Source organism: Micromonospora sp. USAFONa4 (assembly GCF_057197825.1).
The window spans coordinates 6,364,287-6,378,446 of the sequence record NZ_CM170072.1 but is presented as its reverse complement, the minus strand read 5'-3'; the positions used below and the strand labels follow the sequence as shown (position 1 = coordinate 6,378,446).

Below are 14,160 nucleotides of genomic sequence, written 5' to 3'. Positions count from 1 at the left end.
CACCCCCACAGCCGGGTCGACGAGCGACCCCGTCCGGCGGCCGGCGACACGTCGGCAGCCTCGACGGCCCGACCACGGCACGTGACAGCGACACCCGAAATTTCATACGAAGGTGAGGCAAGGATGAGACGACCAGTCGCACTGCGACTCCAGGTGGCACTGGCCACGACAGCCGTCGGGGCCGCGCTCGGCGTGGCGGCCCTGCCGATGCAGCAGGCATCGGCAGCCGCCGGCGCCGCCACCGGCTACGCGACCCAGAACGGCGGCACGACCGGCGGCGCGGGCGGGCAGACGGTACGGGTCAGCACGGGCACCGGGATCCACACGGCCCTGTGCACCCGGGCCAGCAGCAGCACCCCGATCATCATCGAGGTGCAGGGGACCATCAACCACGGCAACACCGCCAAGGTGTCGGGCGACAGCTGCAACACCGCCGCCGGCGTGATCGAGCTCAAGCAGATCAGCAACGTCACGATCATCGGGGTCGGCACCGGAGCCGTCTTCGACCAGCTGGGCATCCACATCCGCGACTCCAGCAACATCATCATCCGGAACGTGACGGTCCGGAACGTCAAGAAATCGGGCTCGCCCACGTCCAACGGCGGTGACGCCATCGGCATGGAGAGCACCGTCCGCAACGTCTGGGTCGACCACGCCACGCTGGAGGCCTCGGGCGGGGAATCGGAGGGGTACGACGGCCTCTTCGACATGAAGGACAACGTCCAGTACGTGACGCTGTCGTACAGCATCCTGCGCAACTCCGGCCGTGGCGGCCTCATCGGGTCCAGCGAGAGCGACCGCTCGAACGGGTTCGTCACGTTCCACCACAACCTGTACGAGAACATCGACTCCCGTACGCCCCTGCTGCGCGGCGGCATCGCGCACATCTACAACAACCACTACGTGAGCCTCCACGAGTCCGGCATCAACTCGCGGGCCGGGGCCAGGGCCAAGGTGGAGAACAACTACTTCCGGAACTCCAAGGACGTCCTGGGCACCTTCTACACCAGCGAGGCCGGCTACTGGCAGGTCGCCGGCAACGTCTTCGACAACGTGACCTGGTCCAGCCGCAGCGGCGACAACAACCCGGCCGGCCCGAACCCGGTGTCCAACACCAGCGTCAGCATCCCGTACTCGTACAGCCTGGACGGGGCCGCCTGCGTGCCGGACGTCGTCCGCCAGACGGCGGGCGCCAACACCGGCCTGCGCGAGTCGAACGGCAGCTGCTCGCCGCAGACGCCGGCGCCGACGCCGACCACCCCCACGCCGGGGCCGACCAGCAGCCCGACGCCCGGGCCGACCAGCAGCCCCACCCCCGGGCCGACGAACCCGCCCAGCGGGAGCAACCTCAGCATCGGCGCCGGCTCCGACGGCTCCAGCAAGGCCGACGGCACGAGCTACGGCAACGTGCGCGACGGCAGCCTGAGCACCCACTGGTCGCCGTCGGGCGCGACCGGCGACATCTCGATCAAGTGGGGCTCCGCGACCAGGGTGGCCAGGGTCGTCATCCGTGAGCCGTCGGGCACCCAGGGCAGCATCGGGTCCTGGCAGCTCGTCAACCACGGCACCGGCGCCGTCCTGGCTTCCGGCAGCGGGGCGGGGAGCATCTCCTTCGCCTCGACGTCGCTCACCAAGATCACGTTCAGGATCACCGGCTCGAGCGGCGCGCCGAAGGTCGCCGAGTTCGAGACCTACGCCAGCTAGTTTCCCGCTCCCGCTGCCGTCCGGGACCGGCGCCCCGGTCCCGGACGGCAGCGGCGACGCGGTCTCCGGGTGGCAACGGCGGCCCGGTCCCCGGATGGCAACGGCGGCCCCGGTCCCGGGCGGCAGCGGCGACCAGCCCGGCGTCGGCGCGGCGCGCACCGCCGCCACCGGTCCCCCGGGCGGGCGCCCGAGGTCAGGCCACCTCGGCGAGCAGGCCGTCGACGAGGTCGCGCGGCAGCCCGTGGGTGTCGTGCAGATCGCGGTAGTCCGCCTCGGTCAGCGGTCCCCGGGACCGGCGCCGGGAGACCAGCGGCCGTCCGCGCCGCAGCAGCTCCCGGAACCGCCGTTCCTCGCCGGAGAACACGTCCCGCACCTCGTCCACGCCGACGGGCTGCCGGAACCCGTCGAGGGTGTGCCGTACCGGCCCGGTCGGCAGGTCGGACAGGGTCCTGGACGCGTCGTCGCGCCACAGCGTGGTGAGCGTCCGGCGCAACAGCCGGCGCAGCACGTAGCCGCGGCCGGTGTTCGAGGGCCGTACGCCGTCGCCGACCACCGCCACGCCCGTGCGCAGGTGGTCGCCGACGAGGCGCAGCGGCGCGTCGCGCAGGCCCCACACGTCGGACACGTCGCGCACCCACGGCACGAGGCCCTCGCCCTCGTGGACCGAGCGGTGCCCGCGCAGCACCATCTCCAGCCGTTCGAGGCCCATCCCGGTGTCCACGTTGGGCTGGCGCAGCGGCGTCAGCCGGCCGTCGGGGTGCCGGTGGTAGCGCATCCCCACGTGGTTCCACGTCTCCATCCACCGCTCGTCGGTGCCGGGGGTGCCGTGGGGCGGGCCCTCGCCGGTCCAGAGGAAGATCTCGGTGTCGGGTCCGCACGGCCCGGTCGGGCCGTTGGACCACCAGTTCTCCTCCCCCGTGAGCTCCACGGGCACGCCCAGCTCGCCCCACGTGCGCAGCGAGGGCTCGTCGGGGCCGACCCGGTCGTCGCCGCCGAAGACCGTCGCGTGCATCCGGTCGTGCGGCACGCCGAAGCCGTCGCGCAGCAGCTCGTAGCCCCACCGCACGCTGCGGGGCAGGTCGTAGTCGCCGAGCGACCAGGAGCCAAGCATCCGGAACAGGGTCAGGTGGGTGGAGTCGCCCACCTCGTCCAGGTCGGTGGTGCGCAGGCAGCGCTGCACGTTCACCAGCCGCCGCCCCAGGGGGTGGGGCCGACCCTCCAGGTAGGGGGTCAGGGGGTGCATCCCGGAGGTGGTGAAGAGCACCGGGTCGCCCGGCGGCGGGATCAGGGAGCCGTCGGACACGAGTTCGTGACCGCGCTCGCGGAAGAAGTCGAGGAAGGTGCGGCTGATCGGGTCGTACGTCATGGCGGTGGCCTTTCCGGGTGGGACGACCGGAAAGGGTCCGCCGCCGGGGACCGGCGGGTCGACAGCAACGAGGAAGCCGGCGGACCGTTTCCGGTCGCCGGCGGGTGATGGTGAGGTCAGGCGGCGGCGACCGACGAGCGCGAAGCTCGCGCGGCCGCGGCGGCGAAGAGGTGCCTGATCTCCATGCCTCCGACTGTACGGGGACGCCGCGCCGCCGCCCAGCGCGTTTCGCGGCGGGCGGCGGCGTCGGGGGTGGGTCAGACGCCGGACGTGGCGAGCGCCGGCGCGGGGCGGTCGTCGACCCGGCGGGGCGCCTTCCGGTTCGGCAGCGACAGCCGGACGACCTTCCGCCACGCGGAGAAGACCTGCCGGGGCAGCGAGCCGGTGGTGTACTTCAGCCCGTAGCGGTCGAACAGGGCCCGCACCTCGGGGGCGATCTCCTGGTAGCGGTTGCTGGGCAGGTCCGGGAAGAGGTGGTGCTCGATCTGGAACGACAGGTTGCCGGTCATGATGTGCATCAGCCGGCTGCCGCTGATGTTGGCCGAGCCGAGCATCTGCCGCAGGTACCACTCGCCGCGGGTCTCGCCCTCGATCGAGCGCCGGGAGAAGGTCTCCACGCCCTCCGGGAAGTGCCCGCACATGATCACCGAGTGGCTCCACAGGTTGCGCAGGAGGTTGGCGGTGAAGGTGGCGGCCAGCGTGTGCAGGAACGAGGGCCCCGACAGCAGCGGGTGCACCACGTAGTCCTTGAGCACCTGCCGGCGGATCTTGCGGCCCACCGCCCGGGCCCGGGCCCGGAACTCCGGCTTCTTGTGCCGGCCCTTGCGCAGGTTGCGCCCCAGCTCCAGGTCGTACGCGGCGATGCCGTACTCGAAGAAGCAGGCGTTGATGAAGTTCCACAGCGGCTGGCCCAGGTGGAACGGGTGCCACCGCTGGTCCTCGTCGACGCGCATGATGCCGTAGCCGAGGTCGTTGTCCTTGCCGAGGACGTTCGTGTAGGTGTGGTGCAGCTCGTTGTGCGAGTGCTTCCACTGGTCGGCGGGCGAGACGTGGTCCCACTCCCAGGTCGTGGAGTGGATCTTCGGGTCGCGCATCCAGTCCCACTGGCCGTGCAGGACGTTGTGGCCGACCTCCATGTTCTCCAGGATCTTGGCGACGGTCAGGCCGGCGGTGCCCACGATCCAGGCGGGCGGGAAGAGGGAGAACAGCAGCACGACCCGGCTGCCCAGTTCCAGCTTGCGCTGCGTCGAGATGACCCGGCGGATGTACGCGGCGTCCCGCTCGCCCCGGTCGGCGACCACCCGGGCGCGGATCGCGTCGAGTTCCCTGCCGATGGTCTCGATGTCCTCGGCGGTGAGGTGGGCGATCGGGTTGACGGGCTTGTTCTGGATCACGGTCACGTCAGGTACTCCGGTCAGTGGTCGATGTCGCAGGGGCCGGCCGCCGCCGACACGCAGGTCTGGATGCGGACGCCGTCGCCGGGTACCGCCGTGGTCAGTTCCCCGTTGCGCAGGTCCCGAACCGCGCCCTGGCGCAGCGGCAGGACGCAGCCGAAGCAGATGCCCATCCGGCAGCCCGAGGGCATCAGCACCCCGGCGTTCTCGCCGGCGTCGAGCAGCGGGGTGGCGCCGTCGGCGGCGACGGTGACGCCCGAGCGGGCGAAGGTGACGGTGCCGCCCTCGCCGGGCGAGATGACGGTCGGCCGGAACCGCTCGGTGTGCAGCCGGTCGCCGCGCCCCCCGGCCGTCCAGTGCTCCTCCAGGGCGTCGAGCAGGCCGAGCGGGCCGCAGGCCCAGGTCTCCCGGTCGAGGTGGTCGGGCACGAGGCGGTCGAGGTCGGCCACGGTGAGCAGCCCGTCGGTGTCGGTGTGCCGCTCCACCAGCCGGATCGCGCCCCGCGCGGCCAGGTCCCGCAGCTCGGCGCCGAAGATCACGTCGTCCGGGGTGGGCGCCGAGTGCACCACGACGACATCGGCGCCGCCCAGCCGGTCGGCGCGCAGCATTCCCATCACGGGGGTGACGCCGCTGCCCGCGGTCACGAAGAGCACCCGGGCCGGCGGCCGGCCCGGCAGCACGAAGTCGCCCTGGGCCTGGTCGAGCTGGACCAGCGTCCCGGGCCGGGTGCGCCGGACGAGATGGTTGCTGACGACCCCGTCGGGGATGGCCTTCACGGTGACCGAGATCGGCCCGCCCCGGCGCGCGGGGGGCGAGGTGACCGAGTAGGCCCGCCACTGGCGTACGCCGTCGACGTCGACGCCGAGGCGGACGTACTGCCCGGGGGTGTGCCCGCGCCAGTCGCGGCCGGGCCGGATCACCAGCGTCGCCGCGTCGGCGGTCTCGGGGCGCACGGCGAGGATCCGGCCGCGCAGGTCGGCGCCGGAGCGCAGCGGGGCGACCATGTCGAGGTAGTCGTCGGGCAACAGCGGGGTGGTGACCGACGCGGCCAGCCGAAGGATCCGGCCCCGCAGGGCCGCCTTCCCGGAGGGGTTCGGGACGGTGGTGGTCATGATTCGATGGTCGCGGCAGAATGGCATAAAATCTTGACCTGCGAAGGTGAACCGGACGAGGCTTTTTGTGCGGAGGGAACAAACGTGTCCGAACGCTCGGAGGCCACAAGGCGCGCGGCCCGCCTCGAGCTGGACGCCCGGGTGGCCGGCGCGCTGCACGACCGGCTGCCCCTGCTCGCCGAGCGCACCGTGACCGCCATCACCGCCGAGGTGCCCAGCTATTCCGGCGCCCTGACCGGTCAGATGCGCGAGAAGATCGAGACTGCGGTGCAGATCGCGCTCGGCACGTTCCTCCAGCTCATCGGCCGTTCCCAGGGTGGCGACCCGAGCACCCCGCTGGTCGGCGCGCTGGAGGCCGCGTACGCCCTCGGCAGCGGCGAGGCACGCTCCGGCCGGAGCATGGACGCTCTGCTCGCCGCGTACCGCGTCGGCGCCCGGGTCTCCTGGCGGGAGATGTCCACCACCACCGTGCAGGGCGGGTCGTCCGCCGCCACCGTCGCCGAGTTCGCCGAACTGATGTTCGCGTACATCGACGAGCTCTCCGCCGCCAGCGTGGCCGGGCACGCCGACGAGCTGGCCAGCGCCGGCCGGGCCCGGCGACGCAACCTGGAGCGGCTCACCCAGCGGCTGCTCGCCGGGGAGCCCGAGGAGGCGCTGCTGCGCAGCGCCGAGCGGGCCGACTGGCCGCCGCCGCAGACCCTCACCGTCGTCCTGCTGCCCCGGGCCAACCTCCGCGCGGCGCTCGCCCGACTGCACCCGCACACCCTGGAGAGCGGCGACGACCTCCCGGCGGGCGGGGCGGGCGAGGACCTGGCGGTGCTGCTGGTGCCCGACACGCACGGAGACCGGCGGCGGCAGCTCGCCCGGGTGCTGCACGGCCGCCGCGCCCTGCTCGGCCCCGCCCGGCCCTGGGCCCTGGTCGCCTCCTCCTACCAGCGGGCGGTCCGGGCCCTGTCGCTCGGCCTGCGCCCGGCCGACGACCGGCCGGCGCTGGACACCGAGGAGCACCTGGCCGAGCTGGTGCTGAGCACCGACCCGGAAGGACTCGCCGACCTGCGCGCCCGGGTGCTGGCGCCGCTCGCGTCGCTGCCGCCCGGCACCGCCGACCGGCTCGCCGAGACCCTGCGCTCCTGGCTGCTGCACCAGGGCCGGCGCGACGACGTGGCCGCCGACCTCTTCGTGCACGCGCAGACCGTCCGCTACCGGATGGGCAAGCTCCGCGAGCTGTACGGCGAGCGCCTGACCGACCCGGCGACCGTCCTCGACCTCACCCTCGCCCTGGCCTTCCCACCACGGACCGAGGCCGACGACCCCGCCCCCTGACCGGACCGGCCGCTCCCCTGCGTGGCCGACCGGTGACGCTCAGGTCAGATACCGGACAAACGCGTGCCACCCGTGCACCCGCGGTGCCACCCTGGTCCTCCCCCGCCCGCGATCACCCGCCCGGCCGCCGGACTCCGCCGTAGGCCGCCCGGGTGACCGCCCGGCGGGGCGGACGGGGCGCCCCCGGTACCGCGACGCCTTCCGCCAGGAGGCCGCCGGAGGGCCCCGGCGAGCGGGAGGACGGGCATGGCGTCGCACACGGGGGACGAGCCCGGGGCCGACCGGCCCGCCCGGGCCAGCGGGTCGACCCGCTCCGGCGGCACCGGCCGGCTCCGCGACGCGCTCCGGACGACACCGGCACTGATCGTGCTCAGCGGCGCCGTACTGGTCGCCGCGCTGGCCGCCACCGCCACCGTCGCCGTGCAGTCCCGCACGTCGGCCACCACGCTGGGCGAACGGTCCGCGGCGACCGCCGTGGGCACCAGCACGACCGCCCGGCAGATCTACCAGGGCCTCGCCGACGCCGACGTCGCGGCCAGCGCCGTCTTCCTGCTGCCGCCGGCCGAGGAGCGGCGGGCCCCGCTGGTGGCCGCCTACGACGCGTCCGTCCACGAGGTGGAGCGCACGCTGACCGACTCGATGGGCAACGCCGTCGGCGACCCGGACCGCCTCACCCGGCTGGCGACCATCGCCGCCCGGTTGAAGGTCTACCGCGACGTGGTGTGCGCCGCCCTGCGGGTCGCCGGTCCGCTCTCCCCGGCGACCACGGGCAACCGGCAGCCCTGCCCGCCGGCCGGGGCGGCGGAGCAGGCCGGGACGGGCAGTCCGGCGGCCCGCGCGGTGCTCGCCTCGGCCTACGCGCGGGAGGCGTCGCACTACATGTCCACCGAGCTGCTCACCGCGGCCCAGGGCCTGTGGAACTACGACACCAGGCTGCTGCTCGACGCCCGCGCCGACGCCCGGCCCTGGCTGGCCGCGTCCGTGCTGGTGCCGCTGGGCACCCTCGCCGCCCTGGTGGTGGTGCAGGTGTGGCTGCGCCGGCGGACCCGGCGCCGGCTGAACGCGGGCCTGCTGCTGGCCTCGGTGGCCACCACTGCCGTGCTGGCCATGCTGGTCTCCTCGTGGTGGCACTGGCCGGACGCCGACCGGGGGTTCCCGGAGCTGGAACGCGCGATCGACGCGCAGAGCGCCACCCAGCAGCGGCTCGGCGCCCTGCTGGCCGGCCGGGCCGACGTCTACCTGGGGCTCGGCGCAAGCGTCGACCCGGCCGGGCACAAGGCGGACTTCGACAGCCGGGACCTCTGCTCCGGGCCCGCCGCAGGACGGGAACCACCGAAGGACCGGATCGACTGCACCGCCCTGGAGCGGGACGTCTGGCCGGCCCGGCAGATCAAGACGCCCGACGCGTTCCGCGACGCGGTCGACACCGTACTCGCCGAGGGATCGGCGGGCCGGGCGTTCGTCGCGGCGGAGGGCCACCTGCTGACCGAACTGACCACCCGCAACGAGGAGGTCACCCGGATGGTCGACGGGCTGCCCGAGGCACGCCGCCACCTGGGCGGCGCCGCCGCCTGGGTCACCCTGCTCGCCGCCGCCGGTGTGGTGGCCGGGCTGCGCCAGCGCCACCTGGAGTACCAGTGACCACCCCCCGGCGGACCCCGACGCGGCGCCGGGCCGCGTCGCTCGCGCTCCTGGCGGCGCTGGCCGGGTGCGCCGCGCCGGCGGCACCCGCTCCCGCGCCCCCCGCGCGGCCACCGGGGGTGGCCACGACGCCGACCACCGACGCGACCGGCGGGGTCTGCCCGGTGCGCCGCAGCCTCCCGCCCGACCCGACGCCCCCGCGCCGGATCCTCGACAAGGGCGAGCTGGTCGCCGGCGTGGACCCGTCCGACGCCACCATGAGCCACTGGGACGCCAGCACCCAGCGTTTCGAGGGCTTCAACATCGAGCTGATGCTGGCGGTGGCCCGCGCCCTCTGGCCGGCCGACGACCCGCGCAACCGGCTCACCTTCAAGGCCGTGCCGCCCGGTCAGGGCGCCTTCGCCATGCTCGACAAGGGGGAGATCGACGTCGTCGCCACGTCGCTGACCGCGTCCTGCGAGCGGGCCCGGCGGGTGCTGTTCTCCAACGACTACCTCGACTCCGGGCAGACGGTGCTGGTCCGCAGGAACGCCGACGGCACGCCCGAGTTCGCGGGCATGGAACAGCTCGGCGGCCGGCGGGTCTGCGCCGCCACGGACACCACCTCGCTGGCGATGATCGCCGGCTACCGCACCGCGGGCGGCCTGCGGCCGGTCCCGGTGCACGCCCCGCACCCGGTCGACTGCCTGGTCATGCTGCGTCAGGGACAGGTCGACGGGGTCAGCACCGACGACAACATCCTGCTGGGCTTCGCCCGGATGGCCCCGGACACGACGCTGGTGACCGAGGCGCCCCGGCCGGACCGGCGATCCTGCACCTACCACCGGGACGAGGACTGCACCTGGTTCACCGACGAGCCGCACGCCTTCGCGTTCCGCCTGACCGACGGCCGGGACCTCGTCGCGTTCGTCAACCACGTGCTGGCGCAGCCGCGTACGGCGGTGGTGTGGCAGCAGGCCCACGAGCGGTGGCTCGCCGGCCACCGGGACCGGGGCATGCCGTCGCCCGGGCCCGTCACCACCGGGTGGCCGCCCCCCGACCCCGCGCCGGCCACCCCCCGGCCGGCCGACTGATGGGCGGTGGGCGGATGGCCGTGCGGGAACGCCTCGACGCCACCCTGGCCGCGCACGCCTGGGTCTGCGAGCACCTGCTCGACGTGCAGCAGCTGGTCACGGACGCCTTCCGGCAGCCCGACGGCCCGGCCGCCGCGCCCGCGCAGGAGGCCCGGGACCTGCTGCACCGGCTCGGCTGCCTGTCGCTCGCCCTCGACCGGCTCGTCGACGACCTCGACGGGATCGACCGGTCGACGGACGCGGGCGAGGAGGCCCTGGCCCGGCTGCTGACCGGCCCGTGCGAGGTCCGGTTCACCGCCGCCACCGGCGAGCCGGTGCAGGTGCAGGCGATGGACGTCCAGGAGATCCTGGTCGCGGCCCGCGAGCACGTGGCCCGGATCCGCCGGATCGTCGACGCGTACGGCCGGGACCGGCTGGCGGTCCGGGCGCAGCGGCTGCGCTCCTCCGTCGAGCGGCTCCGGCAGCTCGCGACGGAGGCCACCGGCGAAGGGCTGGGCGACGGGACGGATCCCCTGGCGGCGCTCGCGCTCGACGGGCTGCTGGACCGGCTCACCACCGCCGAGGCGGCGGGCCGTGGCCAGTGGTGGCGGGGGGACGTCCAGCCGGAACGCGACGACGGCTCGCTGCGGGCCGCCGTCGACCGCGCCGTCGAGCGGACCGACACCGCGCGGCGCCGACTGCGCCGGGGCTGCCACGTGGAGCTGACCGGCCGGCTGGAGGCGTACCGGCAGAAGGCCGCCGACGAGGGCCGGGCCGAGCACCCGCAGGTCGAGCTGGCCTACCGGGAGGCGCTGGCCGCGCTGCGCCCCGACGCCTTCACCGTGACCGCCGCGAGCCGCGCGGTGCGCGCCTACCAGCAGGCCGTGAACGGGGGTACGCGATGACGGCGAGCCGCGGCTGCGCGGAACGCAACTGCCCCGGCGCCGTCGACCAGGACGGGTTCTGCCGGCTGTGGGGGCACGAGTGCGTCGGGGCCGGCGCCGGGCTCAGCGCCCCCGGCGGGCCGGTCCCGGCTGCGGAGGTCGGCCCACGGCCGCCGCGTACGACGTCGCGGCCCTGGGAGCGACCGGCCGTGCTGCCGACCGCCCGGCCCCACGACCCCCTGACGGCGGTGGTGTCGCAGGCGGTCGTGCCCGAGCACTCCCGTTACTGCGGCAACACGAAGTGCCCCCGCCACCGCGGTCCCCGGCTGCCCCGGGTCGCCGGCTTCTGCCCCGACTGCGGCACCCGGTACTCCTTCACCCCGCCCCTGGCCGACGGCGACCTGCGCGCCGGGCGGTACCGGATCGAGGGCTGCCTCGGCAACGGCGGCGTCGGCTGGGTGTTCCTCGCCCGGGACGAGGACATGGACGGCGCCTGGCGGGTGCTGAAGGGGCAGCGCAACCCGGAGGACCGGGAGGCCATCGCGGCGTTCGTCGCCGAGCGGCAGGCGCTGATCGCGCTGAACCACCCGAGGATCGTCACCATCACCCACGCGCTGCGGCCCGAGTCCGACCGGGACGCCGGCTACCTGGTGATGGAGTACGTCAACGGCGGCACCCTGGAGGAGGCCCGCAGCGCGGCCGGCCCGGGCGGCGGGTCCACCGCCGTGGACGTGGCACAGGCGCTGGGATACGCCGTGCAGATCCTCGACGCCTTCGAGTACCTGCACGACCAGGGCTGGCTCTACTGCGACCTGAAGCCCGAGAACGTGATGCGGGTCGGCGGCCAGGGCACCAACGACCCGATCAAGCTTGTCGACTTCGGCGCGGCCCGCCGCATCGACAACACGGTGAGCCCGGCGTGGGGCACCGCGGGCTACACCGCGCCGGAGGTGGAGCGGCTGGGGCCCGCCGGCCCGAGCGTGCGGTCGGACCTCTACACCGTCGGCCGGACCCTCGCCGCGCTGACCCTGGTGCCCCGGTCCACGGAGGTGACCCGGATCCCACCGGGGCAGGACGTGCTGCGGCTGCCCGTGCCCGCGCGGCTCGACCCGTTCCTGCGGCTGCTCGCCCGGGCCACCGCCGCCGTGCCGGAGGACCGGTTCGCCACCGCCGCCGAGATGCGCGAACAGGTCCGGGGCGTACGCCGGCAGGTCAGCGCGGCGACCGACGGCGTGCCCCGGCCGACCCGGTCCACCCTGTTCAGCCCGTCCGCGTGCGCCTTCGCCCTGCACACCGACCGCGACGCCCTGGACGTCGTGGAGATCATGCTCGGCCTGCCCGTGCCCCTGGTCGACGGCGCCGACCCGGCCGCCGGGTTCCTCGCCTCGCTCGGCGCCGCCGACCCGGCCGAGCTCATCGAGCTGTTGCGGACCGCCCCGGAGCACACCGCGCAGGTGACCTACCGCGCCGTCCGGGCCCACCTCGCCACCGGGCGGGTGGACGAGGCCGGCCCGCTGCTCGCCGACTTCCCTGAGGAGTCGCGGGACTGGGCACTGTGGTGGCACCGCGCCCTGGTGGCCCTGGTGGGGCGGGACACCGGCACCGCCCGACGCTGGTTCGCGCAGGTCTACGGCTGGCTGCCCGGCGAGGTGTCCACGCGGCTCGCGTACGCGGTGGCCTGCGAACTCGACGGCGACCCGCGCACGGCGGCCGACCACTACCGGGGGGTCTGGGACGCCGACCCGGGCGTGGTGGGCGCGGCGTTCGGGCTGGCCCGCTGCCTGCTGGAGACGGCGGACGCGCGCAGCGCGGCGGACGCCCTGCTGCGGGTGCCGGAGTCCTCCCGCGCCTCGACGGCGGCGGTGACCTGTGCGGTGCGCATCCTGCTCGACGCGCCGGACGACGGGCACCGGCTCGACACGGCGCTCGACGCCGCCACGATCGTCGACAAGCTGCCCCCGTTCGGCGAACGCGAGGAGGTGGAGGCGCACATCCTGCGGATCGCGCTGGACTGCGACCTGACCGAGGAGCGCCACGGCGGCCGGCGGCTGTTCGGTCACCGGCTCGACGAGGACGCCCTCCGCCGCGCCTTCGAGCGCCGCTGCCGCTCCCGCGCCCGGCGCACCGCCGACCGGCGCGAACGGATCGCGCTCGTCGAGCTGGCCAACGCGTACCGGCCGGTGACGTGGTGGTGATCCCGGCCGCCGGCCCCGACGGAAAGAGGTCACCCGTGTCCCCCGCCAACGATCTGCCGCTGCGGCTGCGCGCGCACCACACCGAGTGCGTCTCCGCCGACGGGGCGGTCCTCGACGTGGTCGCCACCGTCCGGGGCGAGGAACCCGTCCACGCCGACGTCCGGCACGACGACCTCGCGGAGGTGATCCTGCTCGACTCCTCAGGCTCGATGGGCGCGCCCCAGGCCAAGATGCGCGCCGCCCGGCGGGCCACCGCCGCGGCCATCGACGCCCTGCCCGACGGGGTCGCGTTCGCGGTGGTGTCCGGCACCGCCCGCGCCACGATGGTCTACCCGGGCGACCGGCGGCTGGCGGTCGCCGACGAGACCACCCGGGCCGCCGCCCGCAACGCGCTGCGGCACGTGACGCCGCACGGCGGCACCGCCATCGGCACGTGGCTGCTGCTGGCCCGCCACCTGCTGGCCACGCGACCGGACGCGATCGGGCACGTCATCCTGCTCACCGACGGACGCAACGAGTCCCAGCTCCCCGCCGACCTGCGGGCGGCGGTGGACGACTGCGTTGGCCGGTTCACCGTCGACTGCCGCGCCATCGGCTCCGCGGACGGCGTGCACGACTGGGACGCGGCGGAACTGCTCGGCATCGCGGAGGCGCTGGGCGCCAACCCCGTCGTGCCGGTCGAGGACCTCACCGGGCTCGCCGACGACTTCCGGGCGGTGCTGACCCGCGCGATGTCCCGGCGGGTCCCCGACGTCCGGCTCCGGGTGCGTACCACCGGGCTGGCCCGGGTCCGCTTCGTCAAGCAGGTGCACCCGGCGCTGGCCGACCTGAGCGGGCGCGGCGAACCGGCCGGCGAGCTGGGCACCGACTACCCGGTCGGCGCGTGGAGCCCGCACGACCAGCGGGACTACCACGTCGCCCTGGAGGTCGACGCGATGGCGCCCGGCGCGAGCCGGCGCATCGGCTGGCTGAGCGTCCACGCGGGCGCGGCCACCACGCCGGTCGAGGTGCCGCTCGACGTGGAGTGGACCGAGGACGCCCTGCGGTACTCGGAGATCAACGAGAGCGTCGCGTACTACACCCGCCAGCAGGACTACGCGGCGGCGGTCCAGCGCGGGCTGGCCGCCGCCCGGGCGGGCCGGGTCGCCGAGGCGGAGGAGCACCTCGGGCGCGCGGTGGCGCTCGCCCACGCCACGGGCCGCGACGACGACGTCGCCCTGCTCGCCCGCGTCGTGGACGTCCTGGACGCCGCCGACGGCCGGGTCCGCCTCAAGCCCGACGTCGACGCCCGACTCACGCAGTCCTCCCTGGTCGTGGCCCACCACACGTCCCGGTGGGGACCGCAGGAGCCGCCGGCGCAGCGGGCCGCGCCGGCCGGACCGCCCGCGCCGTGGCGGCACTGCCGCGAGGAGCAGACCGGCGCGTACTGCCAGGGATGCGGCACCCACCACCTGTCGGCGGACCAGCCGGGCGCGGGCCGGTCCTGACC

Annotated in this window: 10 protein-coding genes; 7 read left to right on the top strand and 3 right to left on the bottom strand. The window is 75.0% G+C overall.

The window, feature by feature from the left end:
• The first annotated feature begins 123 nt into the window (after window positions 1-123).
• Entirely contained in the window at window positions 124-1,704 is a 1,581-nt protein-coding gene (locus tag AC0OO9_RS27385; RefSeq protein ID WP_484513405.1) for a pectate lyase family protein, read from the top strand.
• 193 nt (window positions 1,705-1,897) lie between these two features.
• Here the strand turns inward: AC0OO9_RS27385 and AC0OO9_RS27380 are convergent, their stop codons facing one another.
• The 3 genes from AC0OO9_RS27380 to AC0OO9_RS27370 form a co-directional block, all read right to left on the bottom strand.
• Window positions 1,898-3,070: an alanine--tRNA ligase-related protein gene (locus AC0OO9_RS27380; RefSeq protein WP_484513403.1), complete on the bottom strand. Its 1,173-nt coding sequence runs from the start codon at window positions 3,068-3,070 to the stop codon at window positions 1,898-1,900.
• A gap of 257 nt (window positions 3,071-3,327) precedes the next feature.
• On the bottom strand, window positions 3,328-4,470 hold the full coding sequence (locus tag AC0OO9_RS27375; RefSeq protein WP_484513401.1) for a fatty acid desaturase family protein: 1,143 nt from the start codon (window positions 4,468-4,470) through the stop codon (window positions 3,328-3,330).
• A gap of 14 nt (window positions 4,471-4,484) precedes the next feature.
• A complete protein-coding gene (locus AC0OO9_RS27370; RefSeq protein WP_484513399.1) occupies window positions 4,485-5,576 on the bottom strand; it encodes a ferredoxin reductase in 1,092 nt (363 codons plus the stop codon).
• Between the two features lie 84 nt (window positions 5,577-5,660).
• Here AC0OO9_RS27370 and AC0OO9_RS27365 point away from each other — a divergent pair, with 84 nt between their 5' ends.
• The 6 genes from AC0OO9_RS27365 (at window position 5,661) to AC0OO9_RS27340 (ending at window position 14,158) form a co-directional block, all read left to right on the top strand.
• The gene (locus AC0OO9_RS27365) at window positions 5,661-6,899 is read left to right on the top strand and encodes a PucR family transcriptional regulator (protein ID WP_484513398.1); all 1,239 of its coding nucleotides are present in this window, start codon (window positions 5,661-5,663) and stop codon (window positions 6,897-6,899) included.
• A 246-nt stretch (window positions 6,900-7,145) separates the two neighbouring features.
• Complete coding sequence (locus tag AC0OO9_RS27360; protein WP_484513396.1) at window positions 7,146-8,540, top strand: hypothetical protein; 1,395 nt, start codon at window positions 7,146-7,148, stop codon at window positions 8,538-8,540.
• Window positions 8,537-9,613, top strand: a complete 1,077-nt coding sequence (locus AC0OO9_RS27355; protein ID WP_484513395.1) for a transporter substrate-binding domain-containing protein — start codon at window positions 8,537-8,539, stop codon at window positions 9,611-9,613. Before AC0OO9_RS27360 ends, AC0OO9_RS27355 begins: the two co-directional genes overlap by 4 nt.
• A gap of 14 nt (window positions 9,614-9,627) precedes the next feature.
• Window positions 9,628-10,497 (top strand): hypothetical protein, encoded by an 870-nt coding sequence (locus AC0OO9_RS27350; RefSeq protein WP_484513394.1) that lies wholly within the window; start codon window positions 9,628-9,630, stop codon window positions 10,495-10,497.
• Window positions 10,494-12,671: a serine/threonine-protein kinase gene (locus AC0OO9_RS27345; RefSeq protein WP_484513392.1), complete on the top strand. Its 2,178-nt coding sequence runs from the start codon at window positions 10,494-10,496 to the stop codon at window positions 12,669-12,671. Before AC0OO9_RS27350 ends, AC0OO9_RS27345 begins: the two co-directional genes overlap by 4 nt.
• A 35-nt stretch (window positions 12,672-12,706) precedes the next feature.
• Entirely contained in the window at window positions 12,707-14,158 is a 1,452-nt protein-coding gene (locus tag AC0OO9_RS27340; RefSeq protein WP_484513391.1) for a VWA domain-containing protein, read from the top strand.
• Window positions 14,159-14,160 lie beyond the last annotated feature (2 nt).

Bases quoted from the DNA above. Each gene is read 5' to 3' on its own strand.
- AC0OO9_RS27360 (WP_484513396.1), top strand. From the start codon at position 7,146: ATGGCGTCGCACACGGGGGACGAGCCCGGGGCCGACCGGCCCGCCCGG.
- AC0OO9_RS27380 (WP_484513403.1), bottom strand. From the start codon at position 3,070: ATGACGTACGACCCGATCAGCCGCACCTTCCTCGACTTCTTCCGCGAG.
- AC0OO9_RS27385 (WP_484513405.1), top strand. From the start codon at position 124: ATGAGACGACCAGTCGCACTGCGACTCCAGGTGGCACTGGCCACGACA.
- AC0OO9_RS27350 (WP_484513394.1), top strand. From the start codon at position 9,628: ATGGCCGTGCGGGAACGCCTCGACGCCACCCTGGCCGCGCACGCCTGG.
- AC0OO9_RS27345 (WP_484513392.1), top strand. From the start codon at position 10,494: ATGACGGCGAGCCGCGGCTGCGCGGAACGCAACTGCCCCGGCGCCGTC.
- AC0OO9_RS27370 (WP_484513399.1), bottom strand. From the start codon at position 5,576: ATGACCACCACCGTCCCGAACCCCTCCGGGAAGGCGGCCCTGCGGGGC.